13 protein-coding genes are annotated in these 14,847 nt (G+C 67.6%); 6 read left to right on the top strand and 7 right to left on the bottom strand.

Features of this window, described 5'->3' with window-relative positions:
- Positions 1-223: 223 nt before the first annotated feature.
- Positions 224-1,129 (bottom strand): DMT family transporter, encoded by a 906-nt coding sequence (locus LZ586_RS06960; protein ID WP_235079028.1) that lies wholly within the window; start codon positions 1,127-1,129, stop codon positions 224-226.
- Positions 1,130-1,216: 87 nt separating this feature from the next.
- Between LZ586_RS06960 and proS the strand changes: the two genes are divergently transcribed.
- Together proS and LZ586_RS06950 are read left to right on the top strand one after the other, a co-directional pair.
- Positions 1,217-2,752 (top strand): proline--tRNA ligase, encoded by a 1,536-nt coding sequence (proS, locus tag LZ586_RS06955; RefSeq protein ID WP_235079027.1) that lies wholly within the window; start codon positions 1,217-1,219, stop codon positions 2,750-2,752.
- Positions 2,753-2,757: 5 nt separating this feature from the next.
- On the top strand, positions 2,758-3,357 hold the full coding sequence (locus LZ586_RS06950) for a TIGR02466 family protein (protein WP_235079025.1): 600 nt from the start codon (positions 2,758-2,760) through the stop codon (positions 3,355-3,357).
- Between the two features lie 3 nt (positions 3,358-3,360).
- Here LZ586_RS06950 and LZ586_RS06945 read toward each other — a convergent pair whose 3' ends face one another.
- Positions 3,361-3,693, bottom strand: a complete 333-nt coding sequence (locus LZ586_RS06945) for a PilZ domain-containing protein (RefSeq protein ID WP_235079023.1) — start codon at positions 3,691-3,693, stop codon at positions 3,361-3,363.
- A 27-nt stretch (positions 3,694-3,720) separates the two neighbouring features.
- On the bottom strand, positions 3,721-5,196 hold the full coding sequence (gene glpD / locus LZ586_RS06940; protein ID WP_235079022.1) for a glycerol-3-phosphate dehydrogenase: 1,476 nt from the start codon (positions 5,194-5,196) through the stop codon (positions 3,721-3,723).
- Positions 5,197-5,250: 54 nt separating this feature from the next.
- On the opposite strand from glpD, the gene rnr reads away from it, so the two are divergent.
- Together rnr and LZ586_RS06930 are read left to right on the top strand one after the other, a co-directional pair.
- Positions 5,251-7,557 (top strand): ribonuclease R, encoded by a 2,307-nt coding sequence (rnr, locus tag LZ586_RS06935; protein ID WP_235079021.1) that lies wholly within the window; start codon positions 5,251-5,253, stop codon positions 7,555-7,557.
- A 231-nt stretch (positions 7,558-7,788) separates the two neighbouring features.
- On the top strand, positions 7,789-8,136 hold the full coding sequence (locus LZ586_RS06930; protein ID WP_235079019.1) for a hypothetical protein: 348 nt from the start codon (positions 7,789-7,791) through the stop codon (positions 8,134-8,136).
- A gap of 17 nt (positions 8,137-8,153) precedes the next feature.
- On the opposite strand, the gene LZ586_RS06925 is transcribed toward LZ586_RS06930, so the two are convergent.
- Positions 8,154-9,323 carry a saccharopine dehydrogenase family protein gene (locus LZ586_RS06925; protein ID WP_235079017.1) on the bottom strand — a complete coding sequence of 390 codons (1,170 nt, stop codon included), beginning with the start codon at positions 9,321-9,323 and terminating at the stop codon, positions 8,154-8,156.
- Between the two features lie 134 nt (positions 9,324-9,457).
- Here LZ586_RS06925 and LZ586_RS06920 point away from each other — a divergent pair, with 134 nt between their 5' ends.
- Positions 9,458-9,859, top strand: coding sequence for an endonuclease domain-containing protein (locus tag LZ586_RS06920; protein ID WP_235079016.1), 402 nt, complete (start codon positions 9,458-9,460; stop codon positions 9,857-9,859).
- Positions 9,860-9,863: 4 nt separating this feature from the next.
- On the opposite strand, the gene LZ586_RS06915 is transcribed toward LZ586_RS06920, so the two are convergent.
- Positions 9,864-11,642, bottom strand: a complete 1,779-nt coding sequence (locus tag LZ586_RS06915; protein ID WP_235079014.1) for an ABC transporter transmembrane domain-containing protein — start codon at positions 11,640-11,642, stop codon at positions 9,864-9,866.
- Between the two features lie 255 nt (positions 11,643-11,897).
- Here LZ586_RS06915 and LZ586_RS06910 point away from each other — a divergent pair, with 255 nt between their 5' ends.
- The gene (locus LZ586_RS06910) at positions 11,898-13,127 is read left to right on the top strand and encodes a polyhydroxyalkanoate depolymerase (RefSeq protein ID WP_235079008.1); all 1,230 of its coding nucleotides are present in this window, start codon (positions 11,898-11,900) and stop codon (positions 13,125-13,127) included.
- A gap of 124 nt (positions 13,128-13,251) precedes the next feature.
- On the opposite strand, the gene LZ586_RS06905 is transcribed toward LZ586_RS06910, so the two are convergent.
- On the bottom strand, positions 13,252-13,746 hold the full coding sequence (locus LZ586_RS06905) for a pyridoxamine 5'-phosphate oxidase family protein (protein ID WP_235079006.1): 495 nt from the start codon (positions 13,744-13,746) through the stop codon (positions 13,252-13,254).
- A gap of 46 nt (positions 13,747-13,792) precedes the next feature.
- On the bottom strand, positions 13,793-14,743 hold the full coding sequence (locus LZ586_RS06900) for a glucokinase (RefSeq protein WP_235079005.1): 951 nt from the start codon (positions 14,741-14,743) through the stop codon (positions 13,793-13,795).
- Positions 14,744-14,847: the final 104 nt, after the last annotated feature.

Below are 14,847 nucleotides of genomic sequence, written 5' to 3'. Positions count from 1 at the left end.
CCCCCGACATGCCGGCCCTCCCGGCCGGTCTGCGAGTGCCTATGTGCGCGTCAGATGACTCCAAGCGGACGGCACGGAAACAGTTCCGCGACGCTTAGGTGTCAGTTCTATGGCAATCTCCCCCACGTCCCCTGTAAGGGGAGCTGGGTGAGGGGTGCGGCTGCTCCGCAGCCGCTCTACCCCTCTCCAAGCTACGCCAGGCAGCAAGCGGCCTTTCTCCCCGTCAGCCCGCCGGCGCGTCGCTTGCGGTCACCGTCTGCTCCACCTTCCGCACCCGCTCGCGCCAGACGATGTACAGGCCGCTGGCGATGATCACTGGCGCGCCCAGCCAGGTATAGGGCGTCGGCCACGCCCCGAAGATCAGCCACCCGTACAGCGTCCCCCACACCAGGCTCGAATAGTCCATCGGCACCACGACCGACACCGGCGCAAAGCGCAGCGATGCGGTCAACGCCAGCTGCCCCATCCCACCGATCACGCCGATTCCCACCAGGATCGCCCAGGTGCCCCAATCATGCCCCTGCAGCTGAAAGGCATAAGCGATGCCGAGCGGCGGCAGCGACAGAATCGAGAACCAGAACACGGTCGTCCCCGCACTCTCGGTCTTGCCGATCTGCCGCAGCAGGATCGCGACGATCGCCACGAACAATGCCGCCAGCAGGCCGACCGTGGCTCCGAACAGCGGAATATGCGTGCTCCCCGGCTGGGCCACGATCAGCACGCCCAGGAACCCGACGATCACCGCGCCCCAGCGATGCCAGCCGGTCGGTTCCTTGAGCACCAGCGCCCCCATCAGCGTGGCGAAGATCGGCACGGTGAACTGGAACGTCGTCGCCTCCGCCAGCGGCAGCAGCAACACCGCGCCAAAGGTGAAGACCATGCCCGTAAGCCCCACCGCCGTTCGCGACAGATGCGCGCCGAAGCGCTGCGTCCGCACCGATCCCAGCCCGGGCCCCATCGCGATCCACGCGGTCACCACCGGCACCGCCCAAAGCTGGCGGTGGAACATCGTCTCCGCCAGTGTCGCGCCACGCGTCTCCGCCAGCTTGATCAGTGCCGACATCGTCGACAGGCATAGGATCGCGAACAGCCGAAGCCCCAGGCCGGAAAAGGTGCGATCCTGCTGCATGGGCTCCGGCTAGGCGTTCGCATGCCGGGGCTCAACCCGTTTCCACGCCAACTTCCAATGCCCGGTGCCGCGCGCTAGAGGCACCCCATGATCAAGCGCGCCCTCACCGTCACCCGCGAAGCCGATTTCGCAGCCTGGTACCAGACCGTCATCACGGAGGCCGATCTGGCCGAGGATAGCGGCGTCCGCGGGTGCATGGTGATCCGGCCATGGGGCTATGGCATCTGGGAGCGTATCCAGCGCCTGCTTGACGACCGCATCAAGGCGACGGGCCACGAGAATTGCTATTTCCCACTCTTCATCCCGCTCAGCTACTTTGAAAAGGAAGCCGAGCATGTCGAGGGTTTCGCCAAGGAAATGGCGGTGGTCACCCACCACCGGCTCAAATCCGACGGCAATGGCAAGCTGGTAGTCGATCCCGACGCCAAGCTCGAGGAGCCGCTGGTCGTCCGCCCCACGTCGGAGACTGTGATCGGCGCCGCCTTTTCGCGCTGGGTGCAGAGCTGGCGCGACTTGCCCGTCCTCATCAATCAGTGGGCAAATGTCGTCCGCTGGGAAATGCGCACCCGCATGTTCCTGCGCACCGCCGAATTCCTGTGGCAGGAGGGCCATACCGCCCACGCCACCGTCGAGGAAGCGCGCGAAGAGACGATGAAGATGCTCGAAGTCTATCGCAGCTTCGCCGAGGATTGCCTGGGCATGCCGGTGATCGCGGGCGAGAAGCCGGAGCATGAGCGCTTTCCTGGCGCTGTAGCGACCTATTCGATCGAGGCGATGATGCAGGACGGCAAGGCGCTCCAGGCCGGCACGTCGCACTTCCTTGGCACCACCTTCTCGTCGGCGCAGAACATCAAGTTCCAGAATGCCGAGGGGCAGCAGGAACTCGCCCAGACTACGAGCTGGGGCGTGTCTACCCGGATGATCGGCGGCGTCATCATGGTACATGGCGACGATGATGGCCTGCGCGTGCCGCCGCGCATTGCGCCGTGGCAGGTGGTGATCGTGCCGATGTTGCGCGACGTGCCCGAGGATCAGGCGATCATCGACTATTGCAAGGCGCTCCAGGCCGATCTCGCCAAGCTCTCCGCACTGGGCGAGCCTATCCGCGCGCTGCTTGACCTCAAGCCCGCCAAGGCCGCGACCAAGCGCTGGGGCTGGGTCAAGAAGGGCGCGCCGATCATCGTCGAAGTCGGTGGCCGCGACGTGGCGGGCGGGAACGTGTCGGTGGTCCGCCGCGACCGGCTGTACCGCGAGGATGGCAAGCTCGACAGCGCGGTGGTCGCCCGTGCGGACTTCCTAGCCGATGCGGCGCAGACGCTGGAAAGCATCCAGACCATTCTGCACGAACAGGCACGCGAACGGCTCCACACGAACATCCGCCGCGACGTCACCGACTATGACGGCCTCGCCGCCGCGTTCGACGACAAGATCCGCTATCCCGGCTGGGTCGAGGTCAACTGGGCCAAGCCGACCGGTGCCGAGCTCGACCAGGTGGTCGAGCGGCTGAAGAAGCTCAAGCTCACCGTCCGCAACGTGCCCGCAGACGCAGCTCCGGCGGAAGGCGCCTGCATCTTCACCGGCCGTCCCGCGGTCGAGCGCATCCTGGTCGCGCGGGCCTATTGAGCGGCATGCGAACGCTGTTCGCCTCCTTGCTCTACCAGGAGCCGCTCGGCGACGCCGAACTCCTGGAGGAGCTGGAGGCGTCGTGCCTGCACCTGGCCGAGGATGACGTGGCCGGGCGGCGCTGGTGCAAGGCGAACGGCTATCGTGGCTATACCTCGTACGCCTCGCTCAACGATCTGCCGGTCCGCGATCCGGCGTTCGCCGACTTGAAGCGCCTGCTCGACCGCCATGTCGCGCGCTTTGCCGACGCCTGCCATTTCGATCTGGGCGGCAAGAAGCTCAAGCTCGACAGCCTGTGGGTCAATGTCCTGGACGGGAAGGGTGGGCACGGCGCGCACCTCCATCCGCACAGCGTCGTCTCGGGCACGCTCTATCTCGCGCTGCCGCCGGGATCGCGCGGGCTCAAGCTCGAAGACCCGCGGCTCGCGATGATGATGGCCGCACCCACCCGCCGCGTTGATGCGCCGGAACAGCTCCAGACCTTTGTCGAGATCGCGCCCGAACCCGGCACGGTGCTGCTTTGGGAAAGCTGGATGCGCCACGAAGTGCCGCCCGGCGGCGGCACCGCCAAGCGGATCAGCGTCAGCTTCAACTATCGCTGGTAAGGTTTAGCAGAGCACCAGGGTCAGCGACCGCATCAGGCTGCGTTCGATCGGTGCGTCGAAGCGGCAGCCGATCTGCCCGCCATCGTTCCACACCACCGTGGCGGCGACCGGCATGCTGCCGTTGAAGCGCAGCCACAGCCGTTCGCCGACGCCATATTCGGCCGAGCATGCGATACGGCAGCCATAGACCGAAAGGTCGCGCAGCGTCGCCTCGTCGGGCTCGTCGCCCAGCTTGCGGATGGTTGCGGGGGTGACCAGGATGCGGTGCCGTGGCTCGCTGCGCTGTTCCACCAGCGCCGGCGTCACGGATCGAAATTGCGAAAATCGCGTCGCCATGGCTATCCCTTCGATGCCCAGCATAACCTATGTTTCCCAACGATTGGTTAATGGCGCAGTCGCCCACCATGCCGCGAACGCTGCCTGTTCCGCGTCGCTCAGGTGCAGCCCCAGCTTGCTGCGCCGCCACAGCACGTCCTCGGGCGTGCGGGCCCATTCGCGCTCCCACAGCCAGCGCGCCTCCACTTCGCTCAGCCCGGCGCCGAACTCTCGTCCCAGCTCTGCCGGCGACGCCACGTCGCGCAGCATTTCGGCGACCGCGGTGCCATAAGCGTGCGTCATCCGCCGCGCGCGCTCGGTCCCCAGGAACGGCCAGCGGCGTGCCACCTGGGCGCAAAGCGCGTCGATATCGGCGATGCCGCCACCCGGGAAGATGCGGGCGCGGGTGCGCGGAACCGTGTCGATCCCCAGCGCCGCGCCGACCTTGGCCACCGCCTCCTCCGCCAGCGCCCGCCCGGTCGTGATCTTGCCGCCGAAGATCGAGAGCAGCGGAGGGCCCTCGCGGTCGAGTTCGAGCACATAGTCGCGCGTGACCGTCTGCGCCGCCGCCGCCCCGTCGTCGAACAACGGGCGCACCCCGGACCAGCACCAGCGGATATCGCCGGGCGCCACCTGCCGCGCGAAATAACGGTTCACCGCCTCGCAAAGATACGCCTTCTCCGCGTTCGAGCAGATCGCATCGGTGGGCTGGTCGACGGCCACGTCGGTGGTGCCGATCTCGGTATAGCCGCCCTCATAGGGGATGGCGAAGACGATGCGGCGGTCGGGCTGCTGCAGGATATAAGCGTGGTCGCCTTCGAACAGCCGCGGCACGACGATATGGCTCCCCTTGACCAGCCGCACGCCCGAGCCGCTCGCCACCCCCGTCCGGTCGAGCACCTTGCGCACCCACGGCCCCCCGGCATTGACGATCGCCCGCGCCGCCACGGTTCGTCCGTCCGACAGCGTCGCTTCCCAACCGCCGTCCACTCGCGCCGCGGCAAGCAGTTCGGTGCGCGTCGCGATCTCCGCGCCATTGGCGGCGGCGTCCAGTGCATTCGCCACCGTCAGCCGGGCATCGTCGACCCAGGCGTCCGAATAGACGAACCCACGATGCTCCCCCTTCAACGGCGCGGTATACGCCACATCGTCCGTCCGCAGCCCCCGCGAGCGCGGCAACGAAGACCGCCCCGCCAGCAGATCGTACAGCCACAACCCCACGCGAACCATCCACCACGGCCGCACGCTATGGGCATGCGGCAGCACGAAGCGCATCGGCCGGATCAGGTGCGGCGCCGCCGCCAGCAAGCGCTCGCGCTCCTCCAGCGCCTCGTGCACCAGCCGGAACTGGTACGTCTCCAGGTAGCGCAGCCCACCATGGATCAGCTTGGTCGATGCCGAGGAGGTATGGCTCGCCAGGTCGTCTTTCTCGACCAGCAGCACCCGCATGCCGTTCAGCGCCGCCTCACGCGCGATGGCGCAGCCATTGATGCCGCCGCCGATGATCAACAGGTCATAGGACATCTATGCACGCTAGGAAGTTGGTACATCCGACGCGAGTCCCTATGTGAGGGTGGAATGGCAAGAACCAAGACAAGAGCAGGCCTGCCGACCCGGCAGCAGATCCTCGACTTCATCACATCTTCCGACACGCCCGCCGGCAAGCGCGAGATCGCCAAGGCGTTCGGCCTGTCCGCGCAGGACAAGATCGCATTAAAGGCGCTCCTCAAGGACATGGCCGATGAAGGCCTGATCGACGGCGGCCCGGGCCGCGCCTTCCACAAGATGGGCGGCATCCCCAAGGTCACCGTGCTGCGTGTCACCGACAATGACGGCGACACCGTCTGGGCGGTGCCCGAGCGGTGGGAGGCCGAGGGCATTCCCGTGCCGCGCCTGCGCGTGCGCGAACCGCGCGGCAAGCGCGCCGCGCTCGCGATCGGCGACCGCATCCTCGCGCGCACCGAGGAAGCCGGCAACGGCTGGATCGCGCACCCGATGAAGAAGCTCGCCAGCGGCGAGGAGCAGGTTCTCGGCGTCGTCCGCGAAGAGGATGGCCGGCTCTACCTCCACCCCGTCGACAAGCGCGAGCGCACTGTCTACCCGATCTCCGAGCGAAAGGACGCCGAGCCCGGCGACCTCGTCCTAGCCAACAAGGCCGGCAAGCCGCCGCGCATCTTCGCGCACGTTACCGAGATCCTCGGCGACCCCTTCGCCCCGCGCAGCTTCTCGCTGATCGCGATCCACAAGCACGGCATCCCCAACGTCTTCTCCGACGAACTGCTGGCAGAAGCCGAGCGCGTGTCGAAACAGCCCTTGGGCGAGCGCGAAGACCTCACCCATCTCCCCATCGTTGCGATCGATCCCGCCGACGCGCGCGACCATGACGACGCGGTCTGGGCTACCCCGGACGACGATCCCAAGAACGAAGGCGGCTGGAAGGCCGTCGTCGCGATCGCCGACGTCTCCTTCTACGTCCGCCCCGGCTCGGCGATCGACCGCGAGGCGCGCAAGCGAGGCAACTCGGTCTATTTCCCCGACCGCGTCGTGCCGATGCTGCCCGAGATCCTCTCGGCCGAAGTCTGCTCGCTCAAGCAAGGCGCCGACCGCGCCGCCATGGCCTGCCACCTCCAGGTGTCGAAGGACGGCACGCTCAAGAGCTGGCGCTTCACGAGGGCCGTTGTCCGCATCGCCGCCAACATCCCCTATGAGAACGCCCAGGCGCTGATCGAAAAGCGCCCCCTCCCTTATGGCGCGGCAGGCGCTGCCGAAGCTACGGACGCCGACGCCCCCTACACCCCGTCGCCCGAGGAAACGCAGCTCTGCGACATCCTCGCGCCGCTCTGGGACTGCTGGCACGCGCTCTACAAGGCGCGCCAGAAGCGCGAACCGCTCGACCTCGATCTTCCCGAGCGCCGCATCGTCCTCGACGAGAAGGGGCGCATCATGTCGGTCGCCCCGCGCGAGCGCCTCGACGCGCACAAGCTGATCGAGGACTACATGATCGCCGCCAACGTCGCGGCGGCCAAGGCGCTCGAGGCGAAAAAGGCCCCGGTCATGTACCGCGACCACGAACCGCCCACGCGCGAGAAGCTGACCGCGCTCAAGGACTATCTCGCGACTTTCGACCTCGAATTCGCGCTCGGCCAGGTGATCCGCCCGGCCACCTTCAATCGCATCCTCGAGCGGGTAGGGGAGTCCGACGCCCGCGACGAGATCATGCAGCAGGTGCTGCGCACCCAGACCCAGGCCTATTATGGCCCCGACAACACGGGTCACTTCGGTCTCGGCCTGGGCTCTTACGCCCACTTCACCTCGCCGATCCGCCGCTATGCCGATCTCGTCGTCCACCGCGCGCTGGTCGATGCCTATCGCCTCGGACCAGGCGGGCTGACCGCCGAGGAAGCCGGCAGCATGGACCGCATCGGCGAAAGCATCAGCCAGCTCGAACGCCGGGCGATGGAGGCCGAGCGCGAGACCGTCGACCGCTATGTCGCCGCGTACCTTTCGGAGCATGTCGGCTCGGTCATGGACGCGCGCATCACGGGCGTGCAGAATTTCGGCTTCTTCGCGACGATCGAGGGCATCGGCGGCGACGGCCTGGTGCCGGTGCGCGATCTGGGTTCGGAATATTTCAGATATGACGAAGCCAGCCAGCAGCTGATCGGCGAGCATTCGGGCGAAGCGTTCAAGTTGGGCCAGCGCCTGCAACTGCGCCTGGCCGAAGCCAATCCGGTCTCCGGCGCGCTCCGCTTCGAGCTTCCCGACGGCAAGGGTTCCGCCGGCAGTTCCCCCGGCGAACAGCGCCGCCCCCGCTCGGGCCCGCCCCGCGTCCTCAAACGCCGCGGCCGCCCCGGCAACATCCGCCACCAGGGCAAGCGGCGCTAGCCAAGCGGGGGCAGAATAGCGGCGCGACAAACAATCCTCCCCTGGAAGGGGAGGTGGCAGCCCGCAGGGCCGACGGAGGGGTATCCCCGCCAATGGATCAGTGCTCCGCTCCGACACGGAGACCCCCCTCCGTCGCGCTACGCGCGCCACCTCCCCTTACAGGGGAGGATCTAACGCACCCGTTTGCCCTGTAGTCCACATCATGCCACCCTCCGCCAAGGGAGGCCGCACATGAACCTGCAAACCGCAATCGCCACCGGATTGGCCGAGCGCACGCGCCGCGCCATCGCCGCGGTCTTTCTCGCCCAGCACGCCATCGGCCGCGAAGACGCCGTCGCCTTCATCCCCCGGACCCCCGCCGAGACCCGCGAGTTCGACCGTCTGAGAAGCGCCGGTGCCATCCACGACGCGGGCGCCGGCACCTATTGGCTGGACCGCCCCGCACTCCACGCCGACAACGAGGCGCGCCAGCGCGTGCTGATCCCGCTCGCAGTGATCCTGCTGCTTCTCGCCGCGATCATCCCGCTGTTCTTCTACAAGGACGTGCCCATGATCTCGGTCTCCGGCGTGGCGCGGTAGCGCCCGGCGACCCGCCGTCACTCCACCGTGAAGGTCAATCCGGCATGCGCCTCCAGCCTTTGCTTCAGCGCCTCGGGCATCAGCGCGCCCGGCGTCCAGATGCCGCCCTTGCCCGCGGCCGGGACGTCGCGCAGCAGGCATAAAGCGGCCTCCGCGATCATCTTGCTGGTCGATCCATAGCCCGGATCGCGGTCGCCCTTCACCGACACGGTGACACGCTCTTCCGACGCCATCTCCGCGACGAAGGCAATCTCGTAATGGCCGCTTTCGCGCGCTTCCTTGCTCGGCCCTTCGCCGGGTGCAGGCCCCTTGTCGCCGGCCAGCGGGTTGAGCTTGGCCAGCGCTTCGGCGGCGGCCCTGCCGACTTCGCCAAGCCCGGGCACCACCATCATCTCGTCATAGCGGAAGTCCGCGCCATAGGCTTGGCCGTTCAGGAAATTGGTGCGGTGCACGTTCTTGGTGTTGATCACGGCCATCATGAACGGCGCGACCCACGCCGCGACGGCGTCGTCATAATGCGGCACCATGCCGTTGGGCTGGTGCGGCCCCGTGAACCCGGGCGCGAGCGCGAAGGGGTCGATCATCAGCTTGAGGATCGAGGGATCGTTGGCGGCGGCGGCCATCGAAGCCTTGGCACTGGCGATCGTGCCGCCCGAGAAGGTGCCCTTCATCGCCCGGATCCGCCCCTTCACCCGCGGCGCCGGCCGCCCGAAGCGTCGCACGGCCTCGGCCTGCGCGAACCACACCCCCAGATCGAAGGGGATCGAATCGAACCCGCACGAAAACACGATGCGCGCACCGCTCGCTTTCGCGGCGGCCTCGTACTTGTCGATCATCCGCCGCATCCAGGCGGGTTCGCCGCACAGGTCGACATAGCCCGTGCCGGTCTCGGCGCAGGCGGCAAGCAGCGGCTCGCCGTGCAGCTGATACGGCCCCACCGTCGTGACGATCACCGCAGTCCGCCCGGCAAGCGTCTTGAGCGCCGCGGGATCGTCGGCGCCGGCGGTCAGCAGCGGCGTGTCGTCGGGCGCCCCGATCTCGCCCCGCACCTGCTCCAGCTTGGCAAGCGATCGCCCGGCCATCGCCCAGCGCAACGCGCCATCGCCATAGTTCCGCGCCAGATACTCGGCCACCAGCCGCCCGGTGAACCCGGTCGCTCCGTATACGACGACATCGAACTCGGCCATCAAACCTCTCCTTTTTCGTTGGGCAGGTTGAAGCAGACCCAATCCGGCAGCGAAAGGGCGATGATCATGGTACTGGCAATCCTCCCCCGGAGGGGGAGGGGGACCGCCAAAGGCGGTGGAGGGGTAGTCGCCACATGCTACACGGCCCGAAACGGACTCAAGTGTTGGCCAAGCGCTTACGCCGCAACCTCAGCTTGCCTGAAGCCCTTCTCTGGCGTGAACTCCGCAAGCGTCCGTCCGGACTGAAGTTTCGCAAGCAGCACCCGGCAGGACCCTATGTCTTGGATTTCTTCTGCGCTGGATCGCACCTTGCGGTCGAAGTGGATGGAGAGGCGCACGAACGCGGCGACAGCCCAGTGCATGACGCGGCTCGGGACGCATGGCTGAATTCGCAGGGTGTTCGCGTGTGCCGTATTCTGGCGGCGGACGTCCTGGCCGACATGGACGCAGTTGTACGCCACATCGTGTTCACAGCCCGTGGGGATTACCCCTCCACCAGCTTCGCTAGTCCCCTTCCCCCTCCGGGGGAGGAATGAAGGCTCACCCCACCTCGCTAAACTGCAACGCCGCCAGCCGCGCATACAGCCCGCCCTGCGCCACCAATTCCCCATGCGTGCCCGTCTCGACGATCCGGCCTTCGTCCATCACGATGATCCGCCCCGCCGCGCGCACCGTCGCCAGGCGGTGGGCGATCACCAGCGTGGTGCGGTTCGCCATCAGCCGCTCCAGCGCGTCCTGCACCAGCCGCTCGCTCTCGGCGTCCAGTGCGCTCGTCGCCTCGTCCAGCAACAGGATCGGCGCGTCGCGAAGCAGCGCACGGGCGATCGCGATCCGCTGGCGCTGCCCGCCCGAAAGCCGCGCGCCGCCTTCGCCCAGGAAGGTGTCGAGCCCCTGCGGCAGCCCCCGCATGAAGTCGGCGGCGTTGGCCGCTTCGGCTGCGGCCCAGATCGCCTCGTCCCCGGCCTCCCAGGCGCCGTAACGCAGATTGTCGCGTGCCGAGGCCGCGAAGATCACCGTTTCCTGCGGCACGATCGCCATGCGCGCGCGCACCTCGGCCGGGTCGGCTTCGCGTACGTCGACGCCGTCGATGCGCACCGCGCCGGCTTCGGGGTCGTAGAAGCGCTGCACCAGCTGGAACAGCGTCGACTTGCCCGCGCCGGACGGCCCGACCACCGCCACCGTCTCGCCCGGAGCAACGTCCAGCGAGAAGCCGTTCAGCGCCGACACTTCCAGCCGGCTCGGATAGCGGAAGGTCACGTCCTCGAACGCCACCCCGCCGCGTGGCGGCTGCGGCAGCGCGACCGGATTGGCCGGCGGCGCGATGTCGGGCTGCTCGGTCAGCAGCTCGGCCAGCCGGCTCGCCGCGCCCGATCCGCGCAGCAGCTCGCCATAGACCTCGGTCAGCGCGCCGAACGATCCGGTCACCAGCCCGGCGGTGATCACGAACGCGGTGATCGCGCCGCCGGAAATGCGCCCTTCGGCCACGCCCGACACCGCGTCCCACATGATCAGCGTGATCGCGGTGAACAGCAGCCCGATCACCAGCGCGGTCATGATCGCGCGCAGCCCGAAGCGGCGCTTGGCGGCGGCGAAGCTGCGCGCGACCGCGCCTTCGAACCGTTCGCTCTCGCGGCGCTCCTGGCCGAACGCTTGGACGATCCGCATCGCCCCCAGCGTCTCGGACGACGTCGCGCCGATCTCGGCGATGCTGTCTTGGCTGGTGCGCGACAGGGTGCGCACGCGCCCGCCCAGCCACACGATCGGCAGCACGATCAGTGGGATGCCGACCAGCAGATAGGCCGCGATCCGCGGCGACAGCGCGAACAGGTAGATCAGCCCGCCGGTGCCGGTCAGCAGGTTGCGCAGCGCGGTCGACACGGTGGTGCCGACCACCATCTCGATGATCGCGGTGTCGGAGGTGAGCCGCGAGGCGATCTCGGAAGGGCGGTTCTCCTCGAACCATTTGGGCGGCAGGCGCAGCAGGTTGCGGTGCACCGCCACGCGCATGTCCGCGACGGTGCGCTCGCCGACCCAGCTGACGAAATAAAACCGCACGGCGGTGGCGACCGACAGCGCCAGCACCACCAGCAACAGGCCCTCGAAATAGACGCCGATCTTGCTGGTGTCTGCGCCCGCCGCGAAGCCATTGTCGACGATCTTCTGGAAGGTGCGCGGGATCCACAGGGTGGCGACCGACGAGCCGATCAGCGCCAAAGTAGCGACCGCCAGCTGGAGCGGATAGCGGCGTGTGAAGCTCCATACGATCAGCAGATTGCTGAGCTTGCGCTTCGGCTGGGGAGCAGGGGCGGGATCGGCCATGCGACGCGGCGTAGCGCGAATGGCGGGGCAGGGAAACCGCGGACGGGCGCCGATCTGCCGCTCCTTGCGCCAAGCTGTTGAAGTTGCGGTACAATGACGCGAAGCAGCAGAGGCCGCGACGATGGTCGCGGCGTCAACAAGATGCTCGTCACCGCACTTTCCCCTAGGGGTTCTCTCGTTGCGGTGCAGCAGGGCTGCGCTATATCGGTATGGGAAAGCCGCCGCCGTGTCGCGCGTGGCGGCGGAAGGATACAGATGCTGTACGACGCTTATGAGATCCAGCGCTCGCTCCTCGCCGGCGCCAGTGCCATGGCCAATTTCTCCGCGGGACTGCTGAACAACCCGGCCAATCCTTTCGCCTATTTCGGCGGCGGCCCGGTGCTGGGCTCCGCGCTCGAAGTGTTCGCGCACGCCTCGGCGCCGCGCGGCAAGCCCGACTTCGCCCTGGACCGCACCATCGTCGATGGGCGCGAAGTCGAGGTTCATGAAGAGATCGTGCTCCGCAAACCCTTCGGCCAGCTCAAGCGCTTCGTGCGCCAGGGCGTTGAGGGCGGCCCCAAGCTGCTGATCGTCGCGCCGATGTCGGGGCACTATGCCACTCTGCTACGCGGCACCGTCGAGCGCATGTTGCCGGTGGCAGACGTCTACATCACCGACTGGCGCGACGCGAAGCAGGTGCCGCTGTCCGACGGGCGCTTCGACCTGGACGACTATGTCGACTATGTGATCGCCTTCCTCGAACATATCGGCGCGCAGGGCGATCCCCGCGCGCATGTGCTGGCGGTGTGCCAGCCTTCGGTACCGAGCTATGCCGCGGTCGCGGTGATGAGCGCCGACGCGCATCCCAACCGCCCCAAGACGCTGACCATGATGGGCGGCCCGGTCGACACCCGCGAGGCGCCGACCGCGGTCAACACGCTGGCGACCGAGCGGCCGTTCAGCTGGTTCGAGCAGAATGTCATCGCGACGGTGCCGGCCACCTATGCCGGCGCGGGACGGCGGGTCTATCCCGGCTTCCTGCAGCTTGCCGGATTCATGACGATGAACCTGGGCAGCCACATGATCAGCCATTGGGAGATGTTCAAGCATCTGGTCCAGGGCGACGACGAGAGCGCCGACGCGACGATGGCGTTCTATGAGGAATATCGCTCGGTCTGCGACATGACCGCGGAATTCTACCTGCAGACGATCGACCTGGTGTTCCAGCGCCACGCGCTGCCCAAGGGCGAGATGACGCACCGCAGCCGTCCGGTCGATCCTGCGGCAATCACCGATGTCGGCCTGCTGGCGATCGAAGGCGAGCGCGACGATATTTCCGGGCTGGGTCAGACCAAGGCGGCGCTGACGCTGGCAACCGCGCTGCCCGACACCAAGAAGCTGTACCACATGGCTGAGGGCGTCGGCCATTACGGCATCTTCAATGGCTCCAAGTGGCGGACGCGGATCGCGCCGGTGCTCGAGCAGTGGATGGCCGCGAACGATTGAGGATAGCGCCTCCCCAGCAAGGGGAGGTTCTACATCGGGAAGCTTGTAACCCCCCGTCGTCACCCCGGCTCAAGGCCGGGATGACGGGGAAATTAGATAATTGCGCTTGGTCTAGACCAGAGAGTTAGGCCTGTGACGATTCAGCCGTGGTCTGAACCTTGGCGTGGCTGCTGCTCTCGCTCGGCTTGATCGTGCCGCCGAACAGCATCTTCACGCGGCCGCTGACCGAGATGTCGGTCTCCCACAGCTCGGCGCTATCGATATCGAAGCGCAGCAGCGCGAGGTTCGGGTCTTCCTTGCCCTGCGGGAACCAGGCCTCGACCTGCTTGTCCCACAGCTTGTCGATCAGCGCCGGATCGTTGTCGATGCGCGCATTGCCCGACAGGCAGGCAAAATAGTCGTGCCCCTTGGACACGAACTGGGCCATGCCGTGGCCGCCCTTGGCAAGCCGGTTGTCCTTGCCGATGAAGAAGAACAGCGTGTCGACCTGGTCCTTGTCGAGCTGGGCGGTCAGCGGAATGGAATGTCCGCCATCCATCAGCCCGACCATGACATAGGGGCTGTCCGCCATCTTGTGCCACAGGTCCTGCTTCAGCTCGGTGGGGCTCTTGTCCGGCATTCGAAATCTCCCGAAAGGTGTTCGGGCGAGTAACGACCAGTCTTGCTCAGGCGTTCCCGAGCGCGGCCGCGGCGCCGATCAGCTCTAGGTCGCCCTGATTGACGAGTGCGACGGGTACCTCCGACAGTTGGCGCCGGAACGCCGTCCGCGCTTCCATGCAGCGGCGAAAGCCCGCGTCCATGAGCTGGGGCTGGAGCGCACGCGCGATCGGACCGGTAAGAAAGACGCCGTCCCACGCACCGAAGGCGAGCGCGAGGTCGCCGGCGAACGCGCCGAGCTGCTCGACGAAGAGCCGCACCACCGCGCCGCAGATGGGATCGCGGGCGGCGTCGCGCGTCACGTCTTCGGGCTTGGTCAGGCGCTTGCCGCCCGACAGCGCCTCATAAGCGAGCAGGAGCCCGGGCGCGCTCAGCAGCGTCTCCACGTCGGGGATCAGCCCCTTTGCCTGGCAATGATCGGCGAAGCGGCGCGCGTCGGGCGTGGCAGGGGCGAAGGCGATGTGCCCCGCCTCGCTCTGCACGGGGATGAGCCGGTCGCCCGCGGTGACCAGCGCCGCCACTCCCAGGCCGGTGCCGGTGCCGATCACGGCATAGGTGCCCCCGCTGGCCACCGGGCGCGGCTCCGGCCCGCGCAGCCGCGTGAAGGCGGCGGCGGGAAGGCGCGTGAGGGCGAGCGCGTTGGCGGCGCATTCGTTGAGCGCAAGCGGCGGCACGCGCAGCACGGCCTCGACCCCCGAGAGCGAGATGTACCAGCGGCTGCCGGTCAGGTTGATGAGGTCGCCGCGCGCCGCCCCCGCGACCGCCAGGACACTCGGTAGCCGCGCATCGCGCAGGTCGACCGCCGACAGATAGGCGACCAGCGCGCTGGTGAAGGTGGGGTGTTCGGCGGTAAGGAATTTGCGGATCTCGCGCGGCGCCGGGCCCGCTTCCCCGCCGGCCAGGCCGAACCGCACCGATTGACGGCCGATATCGGCCACCAGTGCCACATTGTCGGCCATCGCGACCCTCTCCTGATTGCCTCCATTCGCGGAGGCTCCTCATACTGCCCGGTGGCAGCGTTGTCGGGAGGCTAACATGTGTGAGGGGTTGCGCAAGTGGGCAG

Origin of the sequence: Sphingomonas sp. S2-65 (genome assembly GCF_021513175.1) — a bacterium.
Classification (GTDB): Bacteria; Pseudomonadota; Alphaproteobacteria; order Sphingomonadales; family Sphingomonadaceae; genus Sphingomonas.
This window is presented reverse-complemented; position numbering and strand designations above follow the sequence as displayed.